Annotated in this window: 23 protein-coding genes and 1 riboswitch; of the genes, 16 read left to right on the top strand and 7 right to left on the bottom strand. The window is 57.3% G+C overall.

Annotated features, from left to right (window positions below; all coding sequences use genetic code 11):
- The first annotated feature begins 1 nt into the window (after position 1).
- On the top strand, positions 2-1,522 hold the full coding sequence (hutH, locus tag OGY35_RS16915; RefSeq protein ID WP_286632899.1) for a histidine ammonia-lyase: 1,521 nt from the start codon (positions 2-4) through the stop codon (positions 1,520-1,522).
- Positions 1,523-1,615: 93 nt separating this feature from the next.
- On the opposite strand, the gene OGY35_RS16910 is transcribed toward hutH, so the two are convergent.
- Positions 1,616-2,092 carry a kinase inhibitor gene (locus tag OGY35_RS16910; protein ID WP_152405383.1) on the bottom strand — a complete coding sequence of 159 codons (477 nt, stop codon included), beginning with the start codon at positions 2,090-2,092 and terminating at the stop codon, positions 1,616-1,618.
- A gap of 142 nt (positions 2,093-2,234) precedes the next feature.
- Between OGY35_RS16910 and tnpA the strand changes: the two genes are divergently transcribed.
- The 3 genes from tnpA to OGY35_RS16895 are packed head-to-tail and all read left to right on the top strand — an operon-like array spanning position 2,235 to position 4,570.
- A complete protein-coding gene (gene tnpA, locus OGY35_RS16905; protein ID WP_004196883.1) occupies positions 2,235-2,639 on the top strand; it encodes an IS66-like element accessory protein TnpA in 405 nt (134 codons plus the stop codon).
- Positions 2,636-2,983 carry an IS66 family insertion sequence element accessory protein TnpB gene (gene tnpB, locus OGY35_RS16900; protein ID WP_004196919.1) on the top strand — a complete coding sequence of 116 codons (348 nt, stop codon included), beginning with the start codon at positions 2,636-2,638 and terminating at the stop codon, positions 2,981-2,983. The genes tnpA and tnpB overlap by 4 nt, the downstream gene beginning before the upstream one ends.
- Positions 2,984-3,031: 48 nt before the next feature.
- Positions 3,032-4,570: an IS66-like element ISEc22 family transposase gene (locus OGY35_RS16895; protein ID WP_004196907.1), complete on the top strand. Its 1,539-nt coding sequence runs from the start codon at positions 3,032-3,034 to the stop codon at positions 4,568-4,570.
- Positions 4,571-4,612: 42 nt separating this feature from the next.
- Here the strand turns inward: OGY35_RS16895 and bioA are convergent, their stop codons facing one another.
- Positions 4,613-5,902 carry an adenosylmethionine--8-amino-7-oxononanoate transaminase gene (gene bioA / locus OGY35_RS16890; RefSeq protein WP_286632898.1) on the bottom strand — a complete coding sequence of 430 codons (1,290 nt, stop codon included), beginning with the start codon at positions 5,900-5,902 and terminating at the stop codon, positions 4,613-4,615.
- Positions 5,903-5,978: 76 nt separating this feature from the next.
- Here bioA and bioB point away from each other — a divergent pair, with 76 nt between their 5' ends.
- The 5 genes from bioB to uvrB all read left to right on the top strand — a co-directional run bounded on the left by bioB (position 5,979) and on the right by uvrB (position 12,177).
- The gene (gene bioB, locus OGY35_RS16885) at positions 5,979-7,019 is read left to right on the top strand and encodes a biotin synthase BioB (protein WP_286632897.1); all 1,041 of its coding nucleotides are present in this window, start codon (positions 5,979-5,981) and stop codon (positions 7,017-7,019) included.
- Positions 7,016-8,173, top strand: coding sequence for an 8-amino-7-oxononanoate synthase (gene bioF / locus OGY35_RS16880; RefSeq protein ID WP_286632896.1), 1,158 nt, complete (start codon positions 7,016-7,018; stop codon positions 8,171-8,173). Before bioB ends, bioF begins: the two co-directional genes overlap by 4 nt.
- Entirely contained in the window at positions 8,157-8,912 is a 756-nt protein-coding gene (bioC, locus tag OGY35_RS16875) for a malonyl-ACP O-methyltransferase BioC (RefSeq protein ID WP_286632895.1), read from the top strand. Before bioF ends, bioC begins: the two co-directional genes overlap by 17 nt.
- Positions 8,905-9,591: a dethiobiotin synthase gene (gene bioD, locus OGY35_RS16870; RefSeq protein WP_286632894.1), complete on the top strand. Its 687-nt coding sequence runs from the start codon at positions 8,905-8,907 to the stop codon at positions 9,589-9,591. The genes bioC and bioD overlap by 8 nt, the downstream gene beginning before the upstream one ends.
- Before the next feature lie 564 nt (positions 9,592-10,155).
- A complete protein-coding gene (uvrB, locus tag OGY35_RS16865) occupies positions 10,156-12,177 on the top strand; it encodes an excinuclease ABC subunit UvrB (RefSeq protein ID WP_152405377.1) in 2,022 nt (673 codons plus the stop codon).
- 55 nt (positions 12,178-12,232) lie between these two features.
- On the opposite strand, the gene OGY35_RS16860 is transcribed toward uvrB, so the two are convergent.
- Positions 12,233-13,141 carry a YvcK family protein gene (locus tag OGY35_RS16860; RefSeq protein WP_286632893.1) on the bottom strand — a complete coding sequence of 303 codons (909 nt, stop codon included), beginning with the start codon at positions 13,139-13,141 and terminating at the stop codon, positions 12,233-12,235.
- Positions 13,142-13,408: 267 nt separating this feature from the next.
- Positions 13,409-13,551: riboswitch (molybdenum cofactor riboswitch) on the top strand.
- Here OGY35_RS16860 and moaA point away from each other — a divergent pair.
- The 6 genes from moaA to OGY35_RS16830 all read left to right on the top strand — a co-directional run bounded on the left by moaA (position 13,539) and on the right by OGY35_RS16830 (position 17,005).
- The gene (gene moaA / locus OGY35_RS16855) at positions 13,539-14,528 is read left to right on the top strand and encodes a GTP 3',8-cyclase MoaA (RefSeq protein ID WP_286632892.1); all 990 of its coding nucleotides are present in this window, start codon (positions 13,539-13,541) and stop codon (positions 14,526-14,528) included. It overlaps the preceding riboswitch by 13 nt.
- A gap of 25 nt (positions 14,529-14,553) precedes the next feature.
- Entirely contained in the window at positions 14,554-15,066 is a 513-nt protein-coding gene (gene moaB / locus OGY35_RS16850) for a molybdenum cofactor biosynthesis protein B (protein WP_195506223.1), read from the top strand.
- A 2-nt stretch (positions 15,067-15,068) separates the two neighbouring features.
- On the top strand, positions 15,069-15,554 hold the full coding sequence (gene moaC / locus OGY35_RS16845) for a cyclic pyranopterin monophosphate synthase MoaC (RefSeq protein ID WP_286632891.1): 486 nt from the start codon (positions 15,069-15,071) through the stop codon (positions 15,552-15,554).
- A complete protein-coding gene (gene moaD / locus OGY35_RS16840) occupies positions 15,547-15,792 on the top strand; it encodes a molybdopterin synthase sulfur carrier subunit (RefSeq protein WP_152405372.1) in 246 nt (81 codons plus the stop codon). Before moaC ends, moaD begins: the two co-directional genes overlap by 8 nt.
- Position 15,793: 1 nt before the next feature.
- Complete coding sequence (gene moaE, locus OGY35_RS16835; protein ID WP_286632890.1) at positions 15,794-16,246, top strand: molybdopterin synthase catalytic subunit MoaE; 453 nt, start codon at positions 15,794-15,796, stop codon at positions 16,244-16,246.
- Positions 16,247-16,300: 54 nt separating this feature from the next.
- On the top strand, positions 16,301-17,005 hold the full coding sequence (locus OGY35_RS16830; protein WP_286632889.1) for a Bax inhibitor-1/YccA family protein: 705 nt from the start codon (positions 16,301-16,303) through the stop codon (positions 17,003-17,005).
- Positions 17,006-17,096: 91 nt separating this feature from the next.
- On the opposite strand, the gene OGY35_RS16825 is transcribed toward OGY35_RS16830, so the two are convergent.
- From OGY35_RS16825 to OGY35_RS16815, 3 genes are read right to left on the bottom strand one after another with little or no spacing between them, the layout of a single operon-like run.
- Positions 17,097-18,059: a lysylphosphatidylglycerol synthase domain-containing protein gene (locus OGY35_RS16825; protein WP_286632888.1), complete on the bottom strand. Its 963-nt coding sequence runs from the start codon at positions 18,057-18,059 to the stop codon at positions 17,097-17,099.
- Positions 18,059-19,300 carry a cardiolipin synthase ClsB gene (gene clsB, locus OGY35_RS16820; protein ID WP_286632887.1) on the bottom strand — a complete coding sequence of 414 codons (1,242 nt, stop codon included), beginning with the start codon at positions 19,298-19,300 and terminating at the stop codon, positions 18,059-18,061. Before clsB ends, OGY35_RS16825 begins: the two co-directional genes overlap by 1 nt.
- Positions 19,297-20,055 carry an endonuclease/exonuclease/phosphatase family protein gene (locus tag OGY35_RS16815; RefSeq protein WP_286632886.1) on the bottom strand — a complete coding sequence of 253 codons (759 nt, stop codon included), beginning with the start codon at positions 20,053-20,055 and terminating at the stop codon, positions 19,297-19,299. The genes clsB and OGY35_RS16815 overlap by 4 nt, the downstream gene beginning before the upstream one ends.
- Before the next feature lie 132 nt (positions 20,056-20,187).
- Here OGY35_RS16815 and OGY35_RS16810 point away from each other — a divergent pair, with 132 nt between their 5' ends.
- Positions 20,188-20,598, top strand: coding sequence for a YbhQ family protein (locus OGY35_RS16810; RefSeq protein WP_152405366.1), 411 nt, complete (start codon positions 20,188-20,190; stop codon positions 20,596-20,598).
- Here the strand turns inward: OGY35_RS16810 and OGY35_RS16805 are convergent.
- A complete protein-coding gene (locus OGY35_RS16805) occupies positions 20,560-21,666 on the bottom strand; it encodes an ABC transporter permease (protein ID WP_286632885.1) in 1,107 nt (368 codons plus the stop codon). The two genes, OGY35_RS16810 and OGY35_RS16805, sit on opposite strands and share 39 nt — an antisense overlap.
- Positions 21,667-21,701: the final 35 nt, after the last annotated feature.

The following is a 21,701-nucleotide window of genomic DNA, read 5'->3' as shown; positions in this document are numbered from 1 at the left end:
TATGAACACCATGACCTTAACGCCGGGCCATCTGAGCTTTTCACAGCTGCGCGAAGTCTGGCAGCGGCCGGTTAAACTGAGCCTCGACGCCAGCGCCATCGACGGCATTAACGCCAGCGTGGCCTGCGTCAACACGATTGTCGCTGAAGGGCGTACGGCCTACGGCATTAACACGGGTTTTGGCCTGCTGGCGCAAACGCGCATTGCCGATGACGATCTGCAAAACCTGCAGCGTTCGCTGGTGCTGTCGCATGCGGCAGGCGTGGGCGACGCGTTAGATGACGCGCTGGTGCGCCTGATCATGGTGCTGAAGATAAACAGCCTGGCGCGTGGTTTCTCCGGCATTCGTCTTAGCGTGATAGACGCGCTGATTGCGCTGGTTAACGCCGAAGTCTGGCCGCACATTCCGGCGAAAGGGTCGGTGGGCGCATCAGGTGATTTGGCGCCGCTGGCCCATATGTCGCTCACGCTGTTAGGTGAAGGGAAGGCGCGCTGGCAGGGCGAATGGCTACCCGCGACGGAAGCACTGAAAAAAGCCGGGCTGGAGCCGATTACGCTGGCGGCGAAAGAAGGGCTGGCGCTGCTTAACGGCACGCAGGCGTCGACGGCGTTTGCGCTGCGCGGGCTGTTTGAAGCGCAGGAGCTGTTCGCGTCCGCCATCGTGTGCGGATCGTTAACCACCGAAGCGGTGCTGGGGTCACGCCGCCCGTTTGATGCGCGCATTCACGCCGCGCGCGGGCAGCGTGGGCAGATTGACGCGGCGGCGCTGTATCGCCACGTACTGACGGAGACCAGCGCGCTGTCGGCGTCACACCACAATTGTGAAAAGGTGCAGGATCCGTATTCTCTGCGCTGTCAGCCGCAGGTGATGGGCGCGTGCCTGACGCAGATGCGCCAGGTGATGGACGTGCTGCTGGCGGAAGCCAATGCGGTCTCCGATAACCCGCTGGTTTTTGCTGAGCAGGGGGACGTCATCTCCGGCGGTAACTTCCATGCCGAACCGGTGGCGATGGCGGCGGATAATCTGGCGCTGGCCATTGCCGAGATAGGCGCGCTTTCCGAACGCCGTATTGCGCTGATGATGGATAAACACATGTCGCAACTGCCGCCTTTCCTCGTCAAAAACGGTGGGGTGAACTCCGGCTTTATGATTGCCCAGGTGACGGCGGCAGCGCTCGCCAGTGAGAACAAAGCGCTGGCGCATCCGCACAGCGTGGACAGTCTGCCAACGTCGGCGAATCAGGAAGATCATGTATCGATGGCACCGGCGGCGGGACGCAGGTTGTGGGAAATGGCGGCGAATACTCGCGGCGTACTGGCCGTCGAGTGGCTGGCAGCCTGTCAGGGGATCGATTTACGCGAAGGGTTAACGTCAAGTCCGCTACTGGAGCAGGCGCGAACCGCATTACGTGAGCAGGTCGCGCATTATACCCAGGACCGTTTTTTCGCCCCGGATATTGAGCGTGCGACAGCATTGCTTGCGCAGGGGACTTTGTTGCAGCTTGTGCCGGAGTTTCTTTGAACAGCGCCGGATGGCGCTGACGCTTATCCGGCCTACGAATTCCTCCCGTAGGCCGGATAAGACGCGTGAGCGTCGTCATCCGGCACAATACGATCAACTGAACATCGCGGTAATCGACGCGCTGGCGAGCGAGTGGAAATGGACGTTAAATCCTACCATCGCGCCGCTGGCACCTTCATCGACGTCAATCTTGTCCACATCCAGCGCGTGAACGGTAAAGATATAGCGGTGGGTTTCCCCTTTTGGCGGCGCGGCGCCGCCGTAGCCCGCTTTACCGAAGTCGGTACGCGTCTGGATAACGCCGTCTGGCAGCGCGACCAGGCCGGAGCCAAAGCCCTGCGGCAGCACCCGGGTGTCGGCTGGAATATTGGCCACTACCCAGTGCCACCAGCCGGAACCGGTTGGCGCATCCGGGTCAAAACAGGTCACCACGAAACTCTTCGTTCCGGCAGGCACCTCGTCCCAGGCCAGATGCGGAGAAAGGTTATCGCCGTTATAGCCCATACCGTTGAAGACATGGCGCTGGGGAAGCTTTTCCCCGTCGCGCAGATCGTTGCTGATTAATTTCATGCACTCTCCTTCATTCTTGCCAAAAAGTGTCGCCAGAAACTCCACAGCTTACCGTTAATTAGTAAGCGTCGTCTCAGCACCGTCTGGCAGATCCTGATATTCCTGAGAGGATAGTGGACACCAAATATGGTGGACGCTATCCATGAAATCATTAACCGCAGTGCGTAAAAAAAGCCCTAATTATCCCGTTGAGTTCAAAATCAAAATGGTTGAACTCTCGCATCGACCAGAGATCTCCGTAGCGCAACTCGCTCGTGAGCATGGGATCAACGATAATTTGCTGTTCAAGTGGCGCCAGTACTGGCGCGAAGGAAAACTACGTCCTCCTTCAACAACAGAAAACAACGTGCCTGAGCTGCTCCCGATAACACTTGATGCCGAAGATGTTGTCCCTACAACCTCCCCCCGGTCACAACCTGTAGCTGCTGCGGCACCTGAATCACTCAATATCAGCTGTGAAGTAACGTTCCGGCACGGATCACTCCGTCTGAATGGTGCCATCAGCGAAAATATCCTGAACCTGCTGATACGGGAGCTCAAACGTTGATCCCATTACCATCAGGGACAAAGATCTGGCTGGTCGCTGGCATCACCGATATGAGAAACGGCTTCAACGGCCTGGCGGCAAAGGTGCAGACGACGCTGAAAGACGATCCGATGTCAGGTCACGTTTTTATCTTCCGTGGGCGTAATGGCAGTCAGATAAAGCTCCTCTGGTCTACCGGCGATGGACTGTGTCTGCTGACCAAACGGCTGGAGCGCGGCCGCTTCGCCTGGCCGTCAGCCCGGGATGGCAAAGTGTTCCTCACACCGGCACAGCTGGCGATGCTCCTTGAAGGTATCGACTGGCGGCAGCCTAAAAGACTGCTTACGTCCCTGACTATGTTGTAAGCCTCTTTATCCTGGTCGACGCTGAATGAGCCTGGTAATATACCCGGTATGAGCAGCTCACTTCCTGACGATATCAATGCACTGAAACGTCTCCTTGCCGAACAGGAGGCGCTGAACCGTGCCCTGCTGGAAAAGCTGAACGAGCGTGAACGCGAAATAGACCATCTGCAGGCACAGCTGGATAAGCTGCGCCGGATGAACTTCGGCAGCCGCTCCGAAAAAGTCTCCCGTCGTATCGCACAGATGGAAGCTGACCTGAAGGCACTTCAGAAAGAAAGTGATACCCTTACCGGTCGGGTTGACGACCCGGCCGTGCAGCGCCCGCTGCGTCAAACCCGCACCCGCAAACCGTTCCCCGAATCACTCCCCCGCGATGAAAAACGACTACTGCCGGCAGCGTCATGCTGCCCGGAATGTGGAGGCTCGCTGAGCTATCTGGGTGAGGATGCCGCCGAACAGCTGGAGCTGATGCGCAACGCCTTCCGGGTTATCCGGACTGTACGTGAAAAGCATGCCTGTACTCAGTGCGATGCCATCGTGCAGGCCCCCGCGCCTTCACGGCCCATCGAGCGGGGTATCGCAGGACCGGGGCTGCTGGCCCGCGTGCTGATCTCAAAGTATGCAGAGCACACCCCGCTGTACCGCCAGTCTGAAATATACGGCCGCCAGGGCGTGGAGCTGAGTCGTTCACTGCTGTCGGGCTGGGTGGATGCATGCTGCCGGCTACTGTCACCGCTGGAAGAAGCGCTTCAGGACTATGTGCTGACTGACGGTAAGCTCCATGCTGATGACACGCCTGTCCCGGTGCTGTTGCCAGGCAATAAGAAAACGAAGACCGGGCGGTTATGGACCTACGTTCGTGACGACCGTAACGCCGGGTCAACGCTGGCGCCGGCGGTGTGGTTCGCTTACAGCCCGGACAGAAAAGGCATCCATCCGCAGACCCATCTTGCGGGGTTCAGTGGTGTACTGCAGGCGGATGCATACGCTGGGTTCAACGAGCTGTACCGGGATGGTCGGATAACGGAAGCCGCCTGTTGGGCTCACGCCCGCCGTAAAATCCACGATGTGCACGTTCGCACCCCGTCAGCCCTGACGGAGGAAGCGCTGAAACGGATCGGCGAACTGTACGCCATCGAGGCAGAGATAAGGGGAATGACGGCGGAGCAGCGCCTTGCCGAACGTCAGTTGAAAACGAAACCGCTGCTGAAATCCCTGGAAAGCTGGCTGCGTGAAAAGATGAAAACCCTGTCGCGACACTCAGAACTGGCGAAAGCGTTCGCATACGCCCTGAACCAGTGGCCGGCGCTGACGTACTATGCAGATGATGGCTGGGCTGAGGCGGACAATAACATCGCTGAAAATGCGCTGCGGATGGTCAGTCTGGGCCGCAAAAACTACCTGTTCTTCGGTTCGGATCATGGAGGAGAGCGGGGAGCGCTGCTGTACAGCCTGATCGGGACGTGCAAACTGAACGGAGTGGAGCCAGAAAGCTACCTCCGCTATGTCCTTGACGTCATAGCCGACTGGCCGATAAACCGGGTCGGCGAACTGCTCCCCTGGCGCGTAGCACTGCCGACTGAATAACACATCCCCGTCAATACGGTTCTTGCTGCACGCTTACGTTAATTATGCGTTAAAAAACGTTTCTTCGCGCACAGCGTCGTTCACTGCCTGTGTCAGACGGCGCAGTTGCGCTGGCTCAATGAGATACGGCGGCATCAGGTAGATGAGCTTGCCAAACGGACGGATCCACACGCCCTGTTGCACAAAGAATTTTTGCAGAGCCGCCATGTTGACCGGATGCGTCGTTTCCACCACGCCGATCGCCCCCAGCACGCGCACATCCGCCACCCACGGCGACGTCTGCGCCGGGGCGAGTTCCTGACGGAGTTGGGTTTCAATGGCCGATACCTGTGCCTGCCAGTCGCCGGACTCCAGCAGAGACAGACTGGCGGTTGCCACCGCGCAGGCCAGCGGATTGCCCATAAACGTGGGGCCGTGCATGAAACAGCCCGCTTCGCCGTCGCTGATGGTTTCCGCCACCTGGCGGGTGGTCAGGGTGGCGGAGAGAGTCATCGTCCCGCCGGTCAGCGCTTTGCCCAGACACAGAATATCAGGCGCGATCCCGGCGTGTTCGCAGGCAAACAGTTTGCCCGTGCGGCCAAATCCGGTCGCGATTTCATCGGCAATCAGCAGAATGCCTTCCCGGTCACACATTTTGCGGATACGGCGCAGCCACTCCGGATGGTACATGCGCATACCGCCCGCTCCCTGGACGATCGGCTCAAGAATAACTGCCGCGATATCATGACGATGCGCCGCCATCAGGCGCGCGAAGGCCACCATATCACGCTCATCCCACTCGCCATCCATCCGGCTTTGCGGCGCAGGGGCAAACAGGTTTTCCGGCAGATAGCCCTTCCACAGGCTGTGCATAGAGTTGTCCGGATCGCAGACCGACATCGCGCCGAAGGTATCGCCGTGATAGCCGTTACGGAACGTCAGGAAGCGCTGACGTGATTCACCCAACGCCTGCCAGTATTGCAGCGCCATTTTCATCGCGACTTCCACCGCGACGGAACCGGAATCGGCGAGAAATACGCACTCAAGCGTCGCGGGCGTCATGGCGACCAGTTTACGGCACAGGTTGACGGCGGGGGCATGCGTGATCCCACCGAACATCACGTGTGACATGGCGTCAATCTGCGTTTTCATCGCCGCATTGAGCTGTGGGTGATTGTAGCCGTGAATCGCGGCCCACCATGACGACATGCCATCAATCAGGCGCTCACCGCTGGATAAAATCAGTTCGCAGCCTTCAGCCCGTTCAACGGGATAGACCGGCAGCGGGGACGTCATAGAGGTGTAGGGGTGCCAAATGTGGCGCTGATCAAAAGTGATATCGTCCGTTGTCATAATCGACTTGTAAACCAAATTAAAAAGTTTTAGGTTTACAAGTCTACACCTTTATCACCACAAAAAGTATAAAATTATGACCACTCATTCTCGCTGGACGCTGTCGCAAGTCACCGAATTATTTGAAAAACCGCTGCTGGATCTGCTGTTCGAGGCACAGCAAATTCACCGTCAGCATTTTGACCCTCGTCAGGTACAGGTCAGCACGCTGTTGTCGATCAAGACCGGTGCCTGCCCGGAAGACTGCAAATATTGCCCGCAAAGTTCGCGCTATAAAACGGGCCTTGAATCTGAGCGGCTGATGGAAGTCGAGCAGGTGCTGGAGTCGGCGCGCAAAGCGAAAAACGCGGGTTCCACCCGTTTCTGCATGGGGGCGGCGTGGAAGAACCCGCACGAGCGTGACATGCCGTATTTGCAGCAAATGGTTCAGGGGGTGAAAGCGCTGGGGCTGGAAGCCTGCATGACGCTCGGCACGCTCGATGAATCGCAGGCACAGCGACTGGCGGAGGCGGGGCTGGACTATTACAACCACAACCTCGATACGTCGCCGGAATTCTACGGCAACATCATCACCACCCGTTCCTACCAGGAGCGTCTCGATACGCTGGACAACGTGCGCGAGGCCGGGATCAAAGTCTGTTCTGGCGGCATCGTCGGTCTGGGCGAGACGGTGACAGACCGTGCCGGGCTGCTCCTGCAACTGGCAAATCTGCCGACTCCGCCGGAAAGCGTGCCGATCAACATGTTGGTGAAGGTGAAAGGCACGCCGCTGGCGGATAACGATGACGTTGACGCGTTTGATTTTATTCGCACCATTGCCGTGGCGCGCATCATGATGCCGACCTCTTACGTTCGTCTGTCCGCCGGTCGCGAGCAGATGAATGAGCAAACGCAGGCCATGTGCTTTATGGCCGGGGCCAACTCCATTTTCTACGGCTGCAAACTGCTCACCACGCCAAACCCGGAAGAGGACAAAGATCTCCAGCTCTTCCATAAGCTGGGACTGAATCCACAGCAGACGTCGGTGCTTGCGGGGGATAACGAGCAGCGTGCGCGTCTGGAGCAGGCGCTGCTGACGCCGGATACCGACGATTACTACAACGCGGCTGCCGTATGATCTGGCAACGGAAAATCGACGATGCGCTGACGGTGCGTCGTTCGGCTGACACCCTGCGCCGCCGTTACGCGGTCGTGCAGGGGGCCGGTCGCTGGCTGGAGGCGAACGACCAGCGCTATCTCAATTTCTCCAGCAATGATTATCTGGGCTTAAGCCACCATCCCCGCATTGTTCGCGCCTGGCAGCAGGGGGCGGAACGGTTTGGCGTCGGCAGCGGCGGCTCGGGTCACGTCAGCGGTTATTCCATCGCCCATCAGCAACTGGAAGAAGAACTGGCCGACTGGCTGGGCTATCCGCGCGCGCTGCTGTTTATCTCCGGTTTCGCCGCAAACCAGGCGGTGATTACCGCGCTGATGGAAAAGGATGACCGGATTGTCGCTGACCGCCTCAGCCATGCTTCGCTACTGGAAGCGGCCAGTCTAAGTCCGGCGCAGCTTCGCCGCTTTACCCATAACGACGCGTCGCATCTCACGCGCCTGCTTGATGTCCCCTGTTCGGGGCGACAGCTGGTGGTGACCGAGGGCGTGTTCAGCATGGATGGCGACAGCGCGCCGCTTGCGGAAATTCAGCACGCCGCACAGACCCGCAAGGGCTGGCTGCTGGTGGATGACGCCCACGGCATTGGCGTGAGTGGAGAAGAGGGGCGTGGGAGCTGCTGGCAGCAGCGGGTAAAACCGGCGCTGTTGGTGGTGACGTTTGGCAAAGGGTTTGGCGTCAGCGGAGCGGCGATCCTGTGCTCCGAAAGCGTTGCCGATTATCTGCTGCAGTTCGCCCGTCATCTGATATACAGCACCAGCATGCCGCCCGCGCAGGCGATGGCGCTACAGGCGTCGCTTTCGGTGATTCGCAGTCAGGAAGGTGACGCGCGCAGGGAGAAACTGGCTGCGCTTATCCAGCGCTTTCGTTCATCAGTCAATCACGCCGATTTCACCCTGGCGCAGTCGCACAGTGCCATCCAGCCGCTGATTGTCGGCGAAAATGCACGCGCGTTACGGCTGGCGGACACCCTGCGCCGTCAGGGATGCTGGGTCACGGCTATCCGTCCACCGACCGTGCCCGCCGGGACGGCCCGTCTGCGCCTGACGTTAACCCAGGCGCATGAGCCCGAGGATATCGATCGTTTGCTGGAGGTGCTGCATGGGGCAAGTGAATAAGCAGGCTGTCGCGGCGGCGTTTGGCCGTGCGGCAGCGCACTATGAGCAGCACGCCACATTGCAGCGTCTGAGCGCAGACGCCTTGCTGGCGCAACTGCCGCAACGCCCGTTTTCGCAGGTGCTGGATGCCGGCTGCGGGCCGGGTCGTCTGAGTCGCTACTGGCGCGAGCAGGGCAGCCAGGTTACCGCGCTGGATCTCTCTGCCCGGATGCTGGACGAGGCACGTCGTCAGAATGTGGCGCATCACTATCTCGCCGGAGACATCGAGTCGCTGCCGCTAGCCACCGCGTCGTTCGACCTGGCCTGGAGCAATCTGGCCGTGCAGTGGTGTGACAGTCTGCATCATGCGCTAAGCGAGCTTTACCGGGTCGTGCGTCCCGGCGGGCGTGTGGCCTTCACCACGCTGGCCCAGGACTCGCTGCCGGAGCTTCATCAGGCCTGGCGCGCGGTGGATGACCGGGCGCATGGCAACCGGTTTTTATCCCGTGAGGCGCTGTGTGACGCGATGCGCGGCTGGCAGGGGCATCATCAATCGATCTCCCTGACGCTGGAATTTGATGACGCTCTGAGCGCCATGCGCTCGCTGAAAGGTATCGGCGCGACCCATTTGCACGAGGGGCGCGCATCGCGCGTCTTAACCCGCTCGCAGTTGCAGCAGCTTCAACTGGCCTGGCCCCAGCGGCAGGGGAAATATCCTCTGACCTACCATCTTTTTACAGGAGTGATTACACGTGACTAAACGTTATTTTGTCACCGGCACCGACACGGAAGTCGGTAAAACCGTCGCCAGCTGTGCGCTGCTACAGGCGGCGCGCAGTCTGGGCTACCGGACGGCTGGCTATAAACCCGTCGCCTCAGGCAGTGAAATGACGCCAGAAGGACTGCGCAACAGCGACGCCCTGGCGCTTCAGCGCAACAGCAGTCTGGCGCTGGACTATGCGGCGGTGAATCCTTACACCTTCGCGGAACCCACCTCACCGCATATCATCAGCGCCGATGAAGGGAGGCCGATTCATGCTGACGTGATGTCAGACGGACTGCGCGCGCTGGACGCGCAGGCGGAGTGGCTGCTGGTCGAAGGTGCAGGCGGCTGGTTTACCCCGCTTGCGGAGGATTTTACCTTCGCCGACTGGGTGCAGCGCGAGCGGTTGCCGGTTATCCTGGTCGTCGGCGTAAAGCTGGGATGTATTAACCATGCCATGCTGACAGCGCAGGCAGTACAGCAGGCAGGGCTCCGGCTTGCCGGGTGGGTGGCGAATGACGTCACGCCGCCGGGGAAACGCCACCATGAGTATATGGCGACGCTTCAGCGGGTCATCCCTGTGCCGCTGTTAGGCGAAATCCCGTGGCTTGACGCTGGAGCCGAAAACGCGGTCACAGGACAATATCTGGATCTCGCTTTGCTCGCGGACGAGTAAAAGGCGAAATTGCGAGCAAGATCTCGCCTGCCAGGGGCGCTTCGTTAGCTGATAAAAATCAAAATTTAGCGATAATTTTTTTTTATGTGCGTCCTGGTGGGCCGGACCGGGAATTTGCCAGGCGGCAGGCCATACGGCCTGCAGGCAGTTATCCACCATTCCTGTGGATAACCTTGTGTATTAGAGTTAGAAAACACAAGGCAAGCGAGAGAATACGCGGCTTCCAGCCGAATTGGCGCGAAAGGCGTCTTTACGAAATATCCTATAATTTACAGCGCGTTAGATAAAATCAATGGCTGTCATATCCCGGTCATTGAATGCAATAAAACTTTCATAACACATCTTGACAATGTTAACGAAGTCAATGGTCTGGGGATAAACCCGCTTCATAGTGTAATATCTTGTCAGCGGTGAAATTTTAGCCGCCTGTGAACCGATTTTATCACGCGTAACACAAATATTATGAGGCGTTACTGTTTTTTCATCCAGTGTATTTTACTGGCAATATTATCCTCTGCGAGTAAAATTACACACCTGCCCGCCCATTCCTTCAGGTAGCTGCTCATGAGTAAACCGTTCAAACTGAATTCCGCATTTAAACCTTCCGGCGATCAGCCCGAGGCGATACGACGTCTGGAAGAGGGACTGGAGGACGGCCTGGCGCATCAGACGCTGCTTGGCGTAACGGGGTCAGGGAAAACCTTCACCATCGCCAATGTGATTGCGGATCTACAGCGCCCGACGATGGTGCTGGCACCCAACAAAACGCTGGCGGCGCAGCTGTATGGTGAAATGAAAGAGTTTTTCCCGGATAACGCCGTCGAGTATTTCGTCTCCTACTACGACTACTATCAGCCGGAAGCGTACGTTCCCAGCTCTGACACCTTTATCGAAAAGGATGCGTCGGTGAACGAACACATTGAGCAGATGCGTCTGTCCGCCACCAAAGCATTGCTGGAGCGCCGTGACGTGATCGTCGTGGCATCCGTTTCTGCCATCTATGGTCTGGGCGATCCGGATTTATACCTGAAGATGATGCTGCACATGACGGTAGGCATGATCATCGATCAGCGCGCCATTCTGCGGCGACTGGCCGAACTGCAATATACCCGCAACGATCAGGCTTTCCAGCGCGGGACCTTCCGCGTGCGCGGTGAAGTGATCGACATCTTCCCGGCGGAATCCGACGACATTGCGCTGCGCGTTGAGCTGTTTGACGAAGAGGTGGAGCGTTTGTCGCTGTTTGACCCGCTGACCGGGCAGGTGGAGTCCACCATTTCGCGCTACACCATCTACCCGAAAACGCACTACGTGACCCCGCGTGAGCGCATTGTGCAGGCGATGGAAGAGATCAAAGTCGAACTGGCTGAACGACGCAAAGTCCTGCTCGCTAATGACAAACTGCTGGAAGAGCAGCGTCTGAGCCAACGTACCCAGTTTGATCTGGAGATGATGAACGAGCTGGGCTACTGCTCGGGGATTGAAAACTACTCGCGCTTTCTCTCAGGACGCGGGCCGGGTGAGCCGCCGCCGACGTTGTTTGACTATCTGCCCGCCGACGGTTTGCTGGTGGTGGATGAATCCCACGTGACTATCCCGCAGATTGGTGGGATGTATCGTGGCGACCGCGCGCGTAAAGAGACGCTGGTGGAGTACGGTTTCCGTCTGCCGTCGGCGCTGGATAACCGGCCGTTAAAGTTCGAAGAGTTTGAAGCGCTGGCACCGCAGACCATCTACGTTTCTGCGACGCCGGGCAATTACGAACTGGAGAAATCCGGCGGCGATGTGGTTGATCAGGTGGTGCGTCCGACAGGGTTGCTGGATCCGGTGATTGAAGTGCGTCCGGTGGCAACGCAGGTGGACGATCTGCTTTCTGAGATCCGCAAGCGCGCGCAGATCAACGAGCGTGTGCTGGTGACCACGCTGACCAAACGGATGGCGGAAGATCTTACCGAATATCTGGAAGAGCACGGCGAGCGGGTGCGCTATCTGCACTCGGACATCGATACCGTGGAGCGTATGGAAATCATTCGTGACCTGCGTCTGGGCGAGTTTGACGTGCTGGTGGGGATCAACCTGTTGCGCGAAGGTCTCGATATGCCTGAGGTGTCGCTGGTGGCGATTCTCGACGCCGACAAGGAAGGGTTCCTGCGTTCCGAACGTTCGCTGATTCAGACTATCGGTCGTGCGGCGCGTAACATCAACGGGAAGGCGATTCTCTACGGCGACAAAATCACGGCCTCAATGGCGAAGGCGATTAGCGAAACTGAACGCCGTCGCGAGAAACAGCAGCAGTACAACGAAGAGCACGGCATTATCCCGCAGGGCCTGAATAAAAAAGTGGTCGATATTCTGGCGCTGGGGCAGAACATCGCGAAAACCAAGGCGAAGGGCAGAGGCAAGTCGCGTTCCGCGGCGAAGTCGGATGTGGTCGAACTGGACATGACGCCAAAAGCGCTGCAGCAGAAGATTCACGAGCTGGAAGGGCAGATGATGCAGCATGCGCAGAATCTGGAGTTCGAAGAGGCCGCGCAGATTCGCGATCAGTTGCATCAGCTGCGTGAACTGTTTATCGCCGCCTCGTAGTCCAGGCCAGGCTTTGTAGGCCGGATAAGCGAAGCGCCATCCGGCAATAAAATATTCATCCCAAAGCTTGCACTGCTTTCTCCAGCGCGTTGTGTAATAACTGGCGGTCATGGCGATAGGGAATGTCGCTGGCCTCCAGCACTTCCTGAATCACCACCCGGTCACTGACCGCAGAGATATCCACCTTCGGCCCCACGATCACCGCATCAACGACTCTCTTGCCGACATACTGCTCCATAATGGTTAGCTTATCGAGAAGCGTCAGGCTTGCGGCGGGGATGCTCAGTTCCCGGCCCAGATTGCCGATATAGACCATGGGCGCCTGCGTGCGACGCAGCGCCTGCGCGAGCTCATCCAGCAGCAGGATTGGCATCAGGCTGGTGTAAAAGCTGCCCGGACCAATAATAATCAGGTCGGCGTCGTTAATCGCCTGCACCGCTTCCCGGGTGGTGGGCACCTTCGGCGACAGCATAAGCTCCTGCAACGGTGAAGTGAGCTGATCAATATTCACTTCGCCGTACACTTCATGCCCCTGATCGTCGATCGCCATCAGGTCAACAGGCAACTCCGACATGGGGATTAAATGCGCATCTACTTTCAGCAGATTACGAATTAAATTGATGGCTTCCAGAGGCCGCACGCTCAGGTGATCGAGCGCCTTTAACATCAGATTTCCGAGGTTATGGCCGGAAAGTTCGCCATTCCCGCCAAAACGGTATTCAAACATGGCGGAGGCAACGCTGGGTTCGGTGATCAGCTGATTGAGACAGTTGCGCATATCGCCCCAGGCTATCCCCCCCTCTGAACGGCGAATACGGCCCGTCGAGCCGCCGTTATCGGTGGTGGTCACGATACCGGTGAGGCGTGAACCCAGGGGAGAGAGGGAAGAGAGAACGCGTCCTAATCCATGCCCTCCGCCGAGCGCGACGACACGATCCAGGTCAGCCAGCGTACGATTGCGCATAAAAATTCCTGAAGTCAGATTTACCGCGCTACAGTAGCGCAAACAGGGGCTTTTCAGCAATTCGCCAGCGGCGAGTTAAGAAAATAAATTCTGACGCACTACCCCTTTAAGGTGATGCGCGCCTGACAGCGAAATGATGTACATCAATGCAAAAGTGCTATTTTCGCTTATTCTGTAGCGAAATGGCACGATCATGACGCTATATACATGATTATATAGCGTTAAGTGTGAATGGCATAATGTCCGTTTACACGCTAGTATCGGCATAACCACAGTAAACACTCTAGCCTCTGCACCTGGGTCAAATGATACGGTGCTTTGGCCGTGACAATGCAAACGCATTGTCACCAGGGCGCAGGAAGAAATGACTTCGCCTCCCATATTTGGAAAGGTGTACATGGCCACACAACTGACCGATGCTTTCGCGCGCAAGTTTTACTACTTGCGTCTGTCGATTACCGACGTGTGTAACTTTCGTTGCACATACTGTCTGCCGGATGGCTACAAGCCCGGCGGCGTCACCAATAAAGGTTTTCTCTCCGTCGATGAAATTCGTCGGGTGACACGCGCCTTTGCCAATCTGGGCACTGAAAAAGTGCGCCTGACCGGTGGCGAACCCTCCCTGCGTCGCGACTTTACCGACATCATTGCCGCCGTGCGTGAAAACGACGCGATTCGTCAACTGGCGGTGACCACGAACGGCTACCGTCTGGCGCGTGATGCCGCCCACTGGCGCGATGCCGGCTTGACCGGCATTAACGTTAGCGTCGATAGCCTCGATGCGCGTCAATTCCACGCGATTACCGGGCAGGATAAATTCCAGCAGGTGATGGCGGGTATTGACGCTGCGTTTGATGCCGGCTTTAAAAAGGTCAAAGTGAACACCGTGCTGATGCGCGATGTGAACCACCATCAGCTCGATACTTTTCTCGACTGGATCCAGACGCGTCCCATTCAACTGCGCTTCATTGAACTGATGGAAACGGGCGAGGGCAGCGACCTGTTCCGCAAACACCATATCTCCGGTCAGGTGCTGCGTGATGAACTGCTGCGTCGCGGCTGGATCCACCAGCTACGCCAGCGCAGCGATGGCCCGGCGCAGGTCTTCTGCCACCCCGATTATGAGGGTGAGATCGGCCTCATCATGCCGTATGAAAAAGACTTCTGCGCCACCTGCAACCGTCTGCGCGTCTCCTCCGTGGGTAAACTTCATCTCTGCCTGTTCGGTGAGGGCGGCGTCAGCCTGCGCGATCTGCTGGAAGATGATGCTCAGCAAGACGCGCTGGAAGAGCGTATCTCGCTGGCGTTGCGTGAGAAAAAGCAGACTCATTTCCTGCACCAGAACAATACGGGTATTACCCAGAACCTCTCATACATAGGCGGTTAACCCCGCTTTGAACAAGGAGTTTGCCATGAGTCAGGTAAGCGCTGAATTTATCCCGACCCGCATTGCTATTTTGACGGTATCGAATCGTCGTGGCGAAGAGGACGATACCTCCGGCCATTTCCTGCGTGATGCCGCGCAGGAAGCGGGACATCAGGTCATCGATAAAGCGATTGTCAAAGAGAACCGCTACGCCATTCGCGCACAGGTTTCGGCGTGGATTGCCAGTGATGAGGTGCAGGTGGTGCTGGTCACCGGCGGCACAGGCCTGACCGAAGGCGACCAGGCCCCGGAAGCGCTGCTGCCGCTGTTTGACAGAGAAGTGGAAGGCTTTGGCGAAGTGTTCCGTATGCTGTCGTTTGAAGAGATTGGCACCGCGACGTTGCAGTCTCGCGCGGTGGCGGGCGTGGCCAACAAAACGCTGATTTTCGCCATGCCGGGTTCCACCAAAGCGTGTCGCACCGCGTGGGACAATATTATTGCGCCGCAGCTGGATGCCCGTACGCATCCCTGTAATTTTCACCCACATCTGAAGAAATAAGTATGTCGCAACTGACTCACATTAACGCCGCCGGTGAAGCGCATATGGTGGATGTGTCCGCGAAAGCAGAGACCGTCCGCGAAGCGCGCGCCGAAGCTTTTGTCACCATGCGCAGCGAAACGCTGGCGATGATTATCGACGGTAGCCACCATAAGGGCGACGTGTTCGCCACCGCGCGCATTGCCGGGATTCAGGCGGCTAAACGCACCTGGGAGCTGATCCCTCTATGCCATCCGCTGCTGCTGAGCAAAGTGGAAGTACAACTGCAGGCGCAGCCAGAACACAACCGTGTTCGTATTGAGTCGCTGTGCCGCCTCACGGGAAAAACCGGGGTGGAGATGGAAGCACTCACCGCGGCGTCAGTCGCTGCGTTGACCATTTACGACATGTGCAAAGCGGTACAGAAAGATATGGTGATTGGCCCGGTACGCCTGCTGGCGAAAAGCGGCGGCAAGTCTGGCGATTTTAAGGCGGATTCGCATGATTAAGGTTTTGTTCTTCGCCCAGGTTCGCGAACTGGTGGGTACCGATGCGCTGGACGTGGCGGCTGATTTCCCGACGGTAGAAGCGCTGCGTCAGCATCTGGCGGCGAACAGCAACCGCTGGGCGCTGGCCCTGGAAGACGGCAAGCTGCTGGCGGCGGTAAACCAGACGCTGGTGAGCTTTGATCATCCGCTGACGGCGGGTGATGAAGTGGCCTTCTTTCCCCCGGTTACGGGAGGTTGAGATGGCTGAAACGAAAATTATTGTCGGGCCTGCGCCGTTCAGCTTGGGGGAAGAGTATCCCTGGCTGGCAGAACGCGACGAAGACGGCGCGGTGGTGACCTTTACCGGTAAAGTGCGCAATCATAATCTTGGTGACAGCGTGAAGGCGCTGACGCTGGAGCACTATCCGGGGATGACGGAAAAAGCGCTGGCGGAGATTGTTGATGAGGCACGGGCGCGCTGGCCGCTGGGACGCGTCACGGTGATTCACCGGACTGGCGAACTGTGGCCGGGCGATGAAATCGTCTTTGTCGGCGTCACCAGTTCGCACCGCAGCAGTTCGTTTGAGGCCGGGCAGTTCATCATGGACTATCTGAAGACACGCGCGCCGTTCTGGAAGCGTGAAGCCACGCCGGAAGGAGAGCGCTGGGTGGAAGCCCGCGACAGCGATCGTCAGGCGGCGCAACGCTGGTAGCCGGAAATTGTGATACGCTTATCCCGTGTAGTCACTTTCAATCAGGAGATTATCATGGACCGATTTCCACGATCCGAATCAATCGTGCAGGCCCGTTCCGGCCTGCAAACCTATATGGCGCAGGTCTACGGCTGGATGACGGTCGGGCTGCTGCTAACCGCGTTTATTGCGTGGTATGCGGCGAATTCCAGTGCGTTCATGGAGTTGCTTTATACCAACAGAATCTTTTTCTTTGGCCTTGTCATTGCACAATTAGCAGTCGTATTTGTGTTATCGGGTCTGGTCAACAGACTCGGTGCGGGCGTCATGACCACACTGTTTATGCTCTATTCCGTCCTGACCGGTCTGACGCTTTCCAGCATTTTTATTATTTATACCGCGTCCTCCATTGCCAGCACCTTTGTGGTCACCGGCGGGATGTTTGGCGTGATGAGCCTGTGGGGATACACCACGAAGCGCGATCTGAGCGGCTGGGGCAACATGCTGTTTATGGCGCTGATTGGCATCACCCTGGCCTCACTGGTGAACTTCTGGCTGAAGAGTGAAGCGCTAATGTGGGCAGTGACCTATATCGGGGTGGTGGTGTTTGTCGGTCTGACCGCCTACGACACCCAGAAGCTAAAAAATATCGGTGAGCAGATCGATGTGCGCGACAGTTCTAACCTGCGTAAATATTCTATTCTCGGCGCGCTAACGCTGTATCTGGACTTTATTAACCTGTTCCTGATGCTGCTGCGTATCTTAGGCAACCGTCGCTGAGTTTGCTGTGCCGGATGGCGGCTACGCCTTATCGCCTACAAAAAATGATCCTGTAGGTCTGATAAGCGTAGCGCCATCGGGCAACGATTTATCACTTCGCCATCGCCTTTTCGTTTTTCGCCCGTAGTTTCTTCGCCCGACTCTCCAGCAGCAGATAACTCATTAGCGCCAGCAAAAGCGGGGCAAAGTAATACAGCACGCGGTACGCAAGCAGCGCGGCAATGATGATGCCCTGCGACGTCTGTTCTCCCGCCAGCAGCGCGATAAAGACCGCTTCCAGTACGCCAATCCCCGCTGGAATGTGGACAATCACCCCCGCGATACTGCTGACCAGCAGCACGCCGAGCACGAAAAAGTAGTTCACCTCCTGACCCAGCAACAACCAGATGATCGCTCCCATTACCATCCAGTTGGTGCTGGAGATAGCCATCTGAGCCAGTGCAAATTTCCATGACGGCAGCACCAGCTTTTGTCCCTTAATGGTCATATGGCGATGTCTGGCGAAGGCGCAGAACCACAGATAAATGGTGATAATTAGCAGCAGCGCCACGCCCAGAATGCGCAGAGTGCTTTCGTCGATATACCAGTGTGCGGGCAGTTGCACCACGCCAAAGGTGAAGATGATCCCGCCAAGCAGAATGTAACCCAGCCAGTTGGTTGTGATACTCAGGGAGAAAATACGGGTGATGGTGCTACCCGGCAGGCCGAGGCGGGAATAGAGCCGGTAGCGCATACCGATGCCACCGACCCAGGTACTGAGCGTCAGGTTGAAGGCGTAGCAGATAAACGACACCAGCATCACCTGCCGCTTTGCCAGTCTGTGACCGCAATAGGCGCGTCCCAGCAGGTCATAGCAGCCATAGAGCAGATAGCTGAGGATCACCAGTCCAACGGCGCTCAGTAATACCACCCGGTTATAATCGCGAATAACCGTCCATACATCCTCCCAGTTGACTTTCCTGGCGTAGACAACCAGCAGCACAATCACGGCGATGAAAAACAGCCAGGTGAGGATCTTTTTCGCCACTCGCCAGCGCGGGTGTGATTTTGCCATCAGGGTTTCGCTCCTGTGTTCTGTATCTCCACCCGATCCTGCGTTTCCATCTCGGGCTGTGCTGGCGGATCAACCTGCGCCAGACGGGGGGTATGCGCCGGAAGCCAGCCGACCAGCGCCGGGAAGTGGCGTAAGAAGTGGAACGCCAGTACGCTTTTGGTCAGGTTCCACCAGGTGCGTTTCGGCAGCATCGACTCGTCCACCTGCTTACAGTCTTCGGCAATGATAGCGTTGAGGTTATCGCGCAGCGTCTGGTTAAACGCTCTGTCGTGTACGATCAGGTTGGCTTCCAGATTGAGCGACAGGCTGAGCGGGTCAAGATTACTGGAGCCGACCGTCGCCCAGTGGTCATCCATCAATGCCACCTTGCCATGCAGCGGTTTGCGTCGGTACTCGTAAACCTGGACATCGCCTTTCACCAGATAGTTGTACAGCAGGCGGGCGCCAACTTTTACAATCGGCATATCCGGTTCGCCTTGCACAACCAGTTTCACACGCACGCCTCGTCGGGCAGCCTTACGCATGGCATGCAACAACCGGTAACCGGGAAAGAAGTAGGCGTTCGCAATAATCACCTCCCGCCGGGCCTGGGTGAGCATTTTCAGGTAGTGGCGCTCGATATCGTCGCGGTGCTCGTCGTTGTCGCGCCAGACGAACAGCGCCTGCGCCTCGCCGGGCTGGCGGTTCTCTTCAGCACGATGATGGCGACGCCACCAGCGGCGTACCGCGCTCTGTCCGGGGAGGTTTTCCACCTCAAACTGTAGAATATCGGCGACGACGGGGCCTTCCACTCGTACCGCGTAATCCTGCTTGGCCTCGGGCCCGTAATCGGACATATGCTCGTCGGAATAATTAATCCCGCCGACAAATGCCACCCGGTCGTCAATCACCACAATCTTGCGATGCATGCGGCGAAAGACGTTGGTACGCATGCCGAACACCCGAGGGCGGGGGTCATAGTAGCGAAACACCACGCCTGCCGAGGTCAGTTCGCCGACGAACGCGTCGCTCAGGTCCGGCGAGCCGTAGCCGTCCAGCAGTACTTCCGCCTTCACACCGCGTTTCGCCGCGGCTAACAGCGCTGCATGAAGCTGTTTTCCCACTTCATCTTCAAACCAGATGAAGGTTTCCAGAATAATTTTCTGCCGCGCATCGGCAATCGCCGCAAACACGGCGGGGTAATACTGGTCGCCGTTTTCCAGTAACTGGATCTGATTACCTTCACGCCAGCCACATTTCATAGATGGATCTCCGCGCTAAGAGGGGCATGGTCTGAGAGATGCCGCCAGTTGCGCAGCGGCAGCATTGTCGGCGAACTGGCATGGGCATTTTTCACGTAAATACGATCGAGGCGCAGCAGCGGCAGACTGGCGGGAAAAGTCCGCGCCGGGCGACCGCGGGCGCGGGTAAAGATTTCATCCAGCCCGGCGGCTTTTAAGGGAGGGTTTGCCTTCTGCCGCCAGTCGTTGAAATCACCGGCTACCACCACCGGTTCGCCGTCGGGCAGGGCGTTGACCCAGTCTGCCAGCAGAGTGAGCTGCGCCTGCCGGTGGGCTTCGCGCAGGCCGAGGTGAACACACATCACATGAATCGGTTTCCCAAGCTGCGGGGGGACAATGCGACAATAGAGTACGCCGCGCTTTTCACTGCTGCCGACTGAGATATCGCGATTTTCATAATGTTCAATAGGATAGCGTGACAGCACCGCGTTGCCATGATGCCCTTGCGGATAGACGGCGTTGCGCCCGTAGGCGTAGTCACTCCACATGGTGTCGGCGAGAAATTCGTAGTGGGTGGTATCCGGCCAGTTTTCGACGTGCAGCGGATGCACCTCGTGCGCGCCCATCACCTCCTGCAGACAGACGATGTCGGCGCCAACCGTACGAACGGCATCGCGCAGTTCCGGTAAAATGAAGCGCTTGTTAAAGGCGGTAAAGCCTTTATGCGTATTAATAGTGAGCACGTTAAATGAAAAATTTTGCGTCGATTGAGTCATTTTTCTCCTGTTGGCGTCACTCTTCTGATTGAAATAGTGTAGTCGTCGTCACAAAAAGGTGCGGCGTTACGGAATTTTCCGTAAAGTGCGGTACTCTGAGTAATTAGAGAAAAATCCTTCAGGAGAAAAGCCATGAGGTGGCAACAACGTGTTCGTGTCGCAACGGGGTTAAGTTGCTGGCAGATTATGTTGCATTTACTGGTCGTGGCGTTGTTGGTCATGGGCTGGATGAGCGGCACGCTGGTGCACGTCGGCCTGGGATTATGCGTAGTGTATGGCGTGACCGTATTACTGATGCTGGCGTTACAGCGTCATCATGAGCAGCGTTGGCGCGAAGTCGCTGACGTGCTGGAAGAACTCACCACCACCTGGTATTTCGGTGCAGCGCTGATCGTGCTGTGGCTGCTGTCCCGGGTTTTACAAAACAACATCCTGCTGGCGCTGGCGGGACTGGCAATCCTGGCCGGACCCGCTGTGGTTTCGCTGCTGGCGAAAGACAAAAAGCTACATAATTTTGCGTCTAAACATCGCATACGCCGCTGATCCCGTCGTGGTCGCTATCACCAGTAGCGGCCACAAGCTTCCCCAGACAATCTGCAAACTCGCATCTTTCAAATAGATCTGCTTGGTGATATCCGTGAAGTGACGGATAGGGTTTATCCATGTCAGGTTCTGCAACCAGACCGGCATATTTTCGACCGGGGAGACGTACCCCGACAGTAAAATCGCCGGCATCATAAAGACGAACACGCCGATAAATGCCTGCTGCTGTGTGGAGCAGAGCGAGGATATCAGCAGCCCGAAGCCCACCAGCGACAGTCCGTAAATCACCATCGTGAAGTAAAACAGCGCCAGCGACCCGGCAAACGGGATCTGATACGCCCAGATACCGATTGCCAGCACGATAGAGGCCTGTCCGGTGGCGACAATCAGCGCGGGAACCGCTTTACCAATAAAGATTTGCCAGGTGGTGAGCGGGGAGACCAGCAGCTGATCCAGCGTACCCTGTTCACGTTCGCGCGCCACGGACAGCGAGGTGACAATCATCACGCCAATGGTGGTGATCATCGCGATCAGTGATGGCACCACGAACCACTTATAGTCGAGGTTAGGGTTGTACCAGTTGCGCACCACCAGCTCGCTGTTGTTAGGCTTCGGTTTGCCCTCCATCAGTTCCTGCTGATAGTTCTTCACGATTTGCTGGAGATAGTTGGCGGCGATCTGCGCGCTGTTCGAGTTACGTCCGTCGAGAATTAACTGCATGGGCGCAGACTGAAAGGTATCCAGATTGCGCGAGAAATCCGCCGGAAAGCGCACCAGCAACAGCGCCTTTTGCGTATCGATCGTGGGCTGGATTTCCTGCGGGCTTTTCAGCAACAGAATATGGGTAAAGGCTTTGGCGCGAGCAAAGCGCTGGGTCAGCTCAACCGAATGCTTCCCATTGTCTTCGTTATAGATGGCGATGGTCGCGTTAGTCACTTCCAGGGTCGCCGCAAAGGGAAACAGAAACACCTGAATCAGTACCGGCAGAATCAGGATCGCGCGGGTCTGCGGCTCGCGTAACAGCGACTGCAGCTCTTTGCGAATTAACGTCCATAAACGATGAAACATAATGTTGCCCTTAATACCCGATGAAACATCTCGTA

Source organism: Citrobacter sp. Ct235, assembly GCF_030332305.1.
Classification (GTDB): domain Bacteria; phylum Pseudomonadota; class Gammaproteobacteria; order Enterobacterales; family Enterobacteriaceae; genus Citrobacter_A; species Citrobacter_A telavivensis.
The sequence above is the reverse complement of the archived record's forward strand: the minus strand, read 5'-3'. Positions and strand labels throughout refer to the sequence as shown.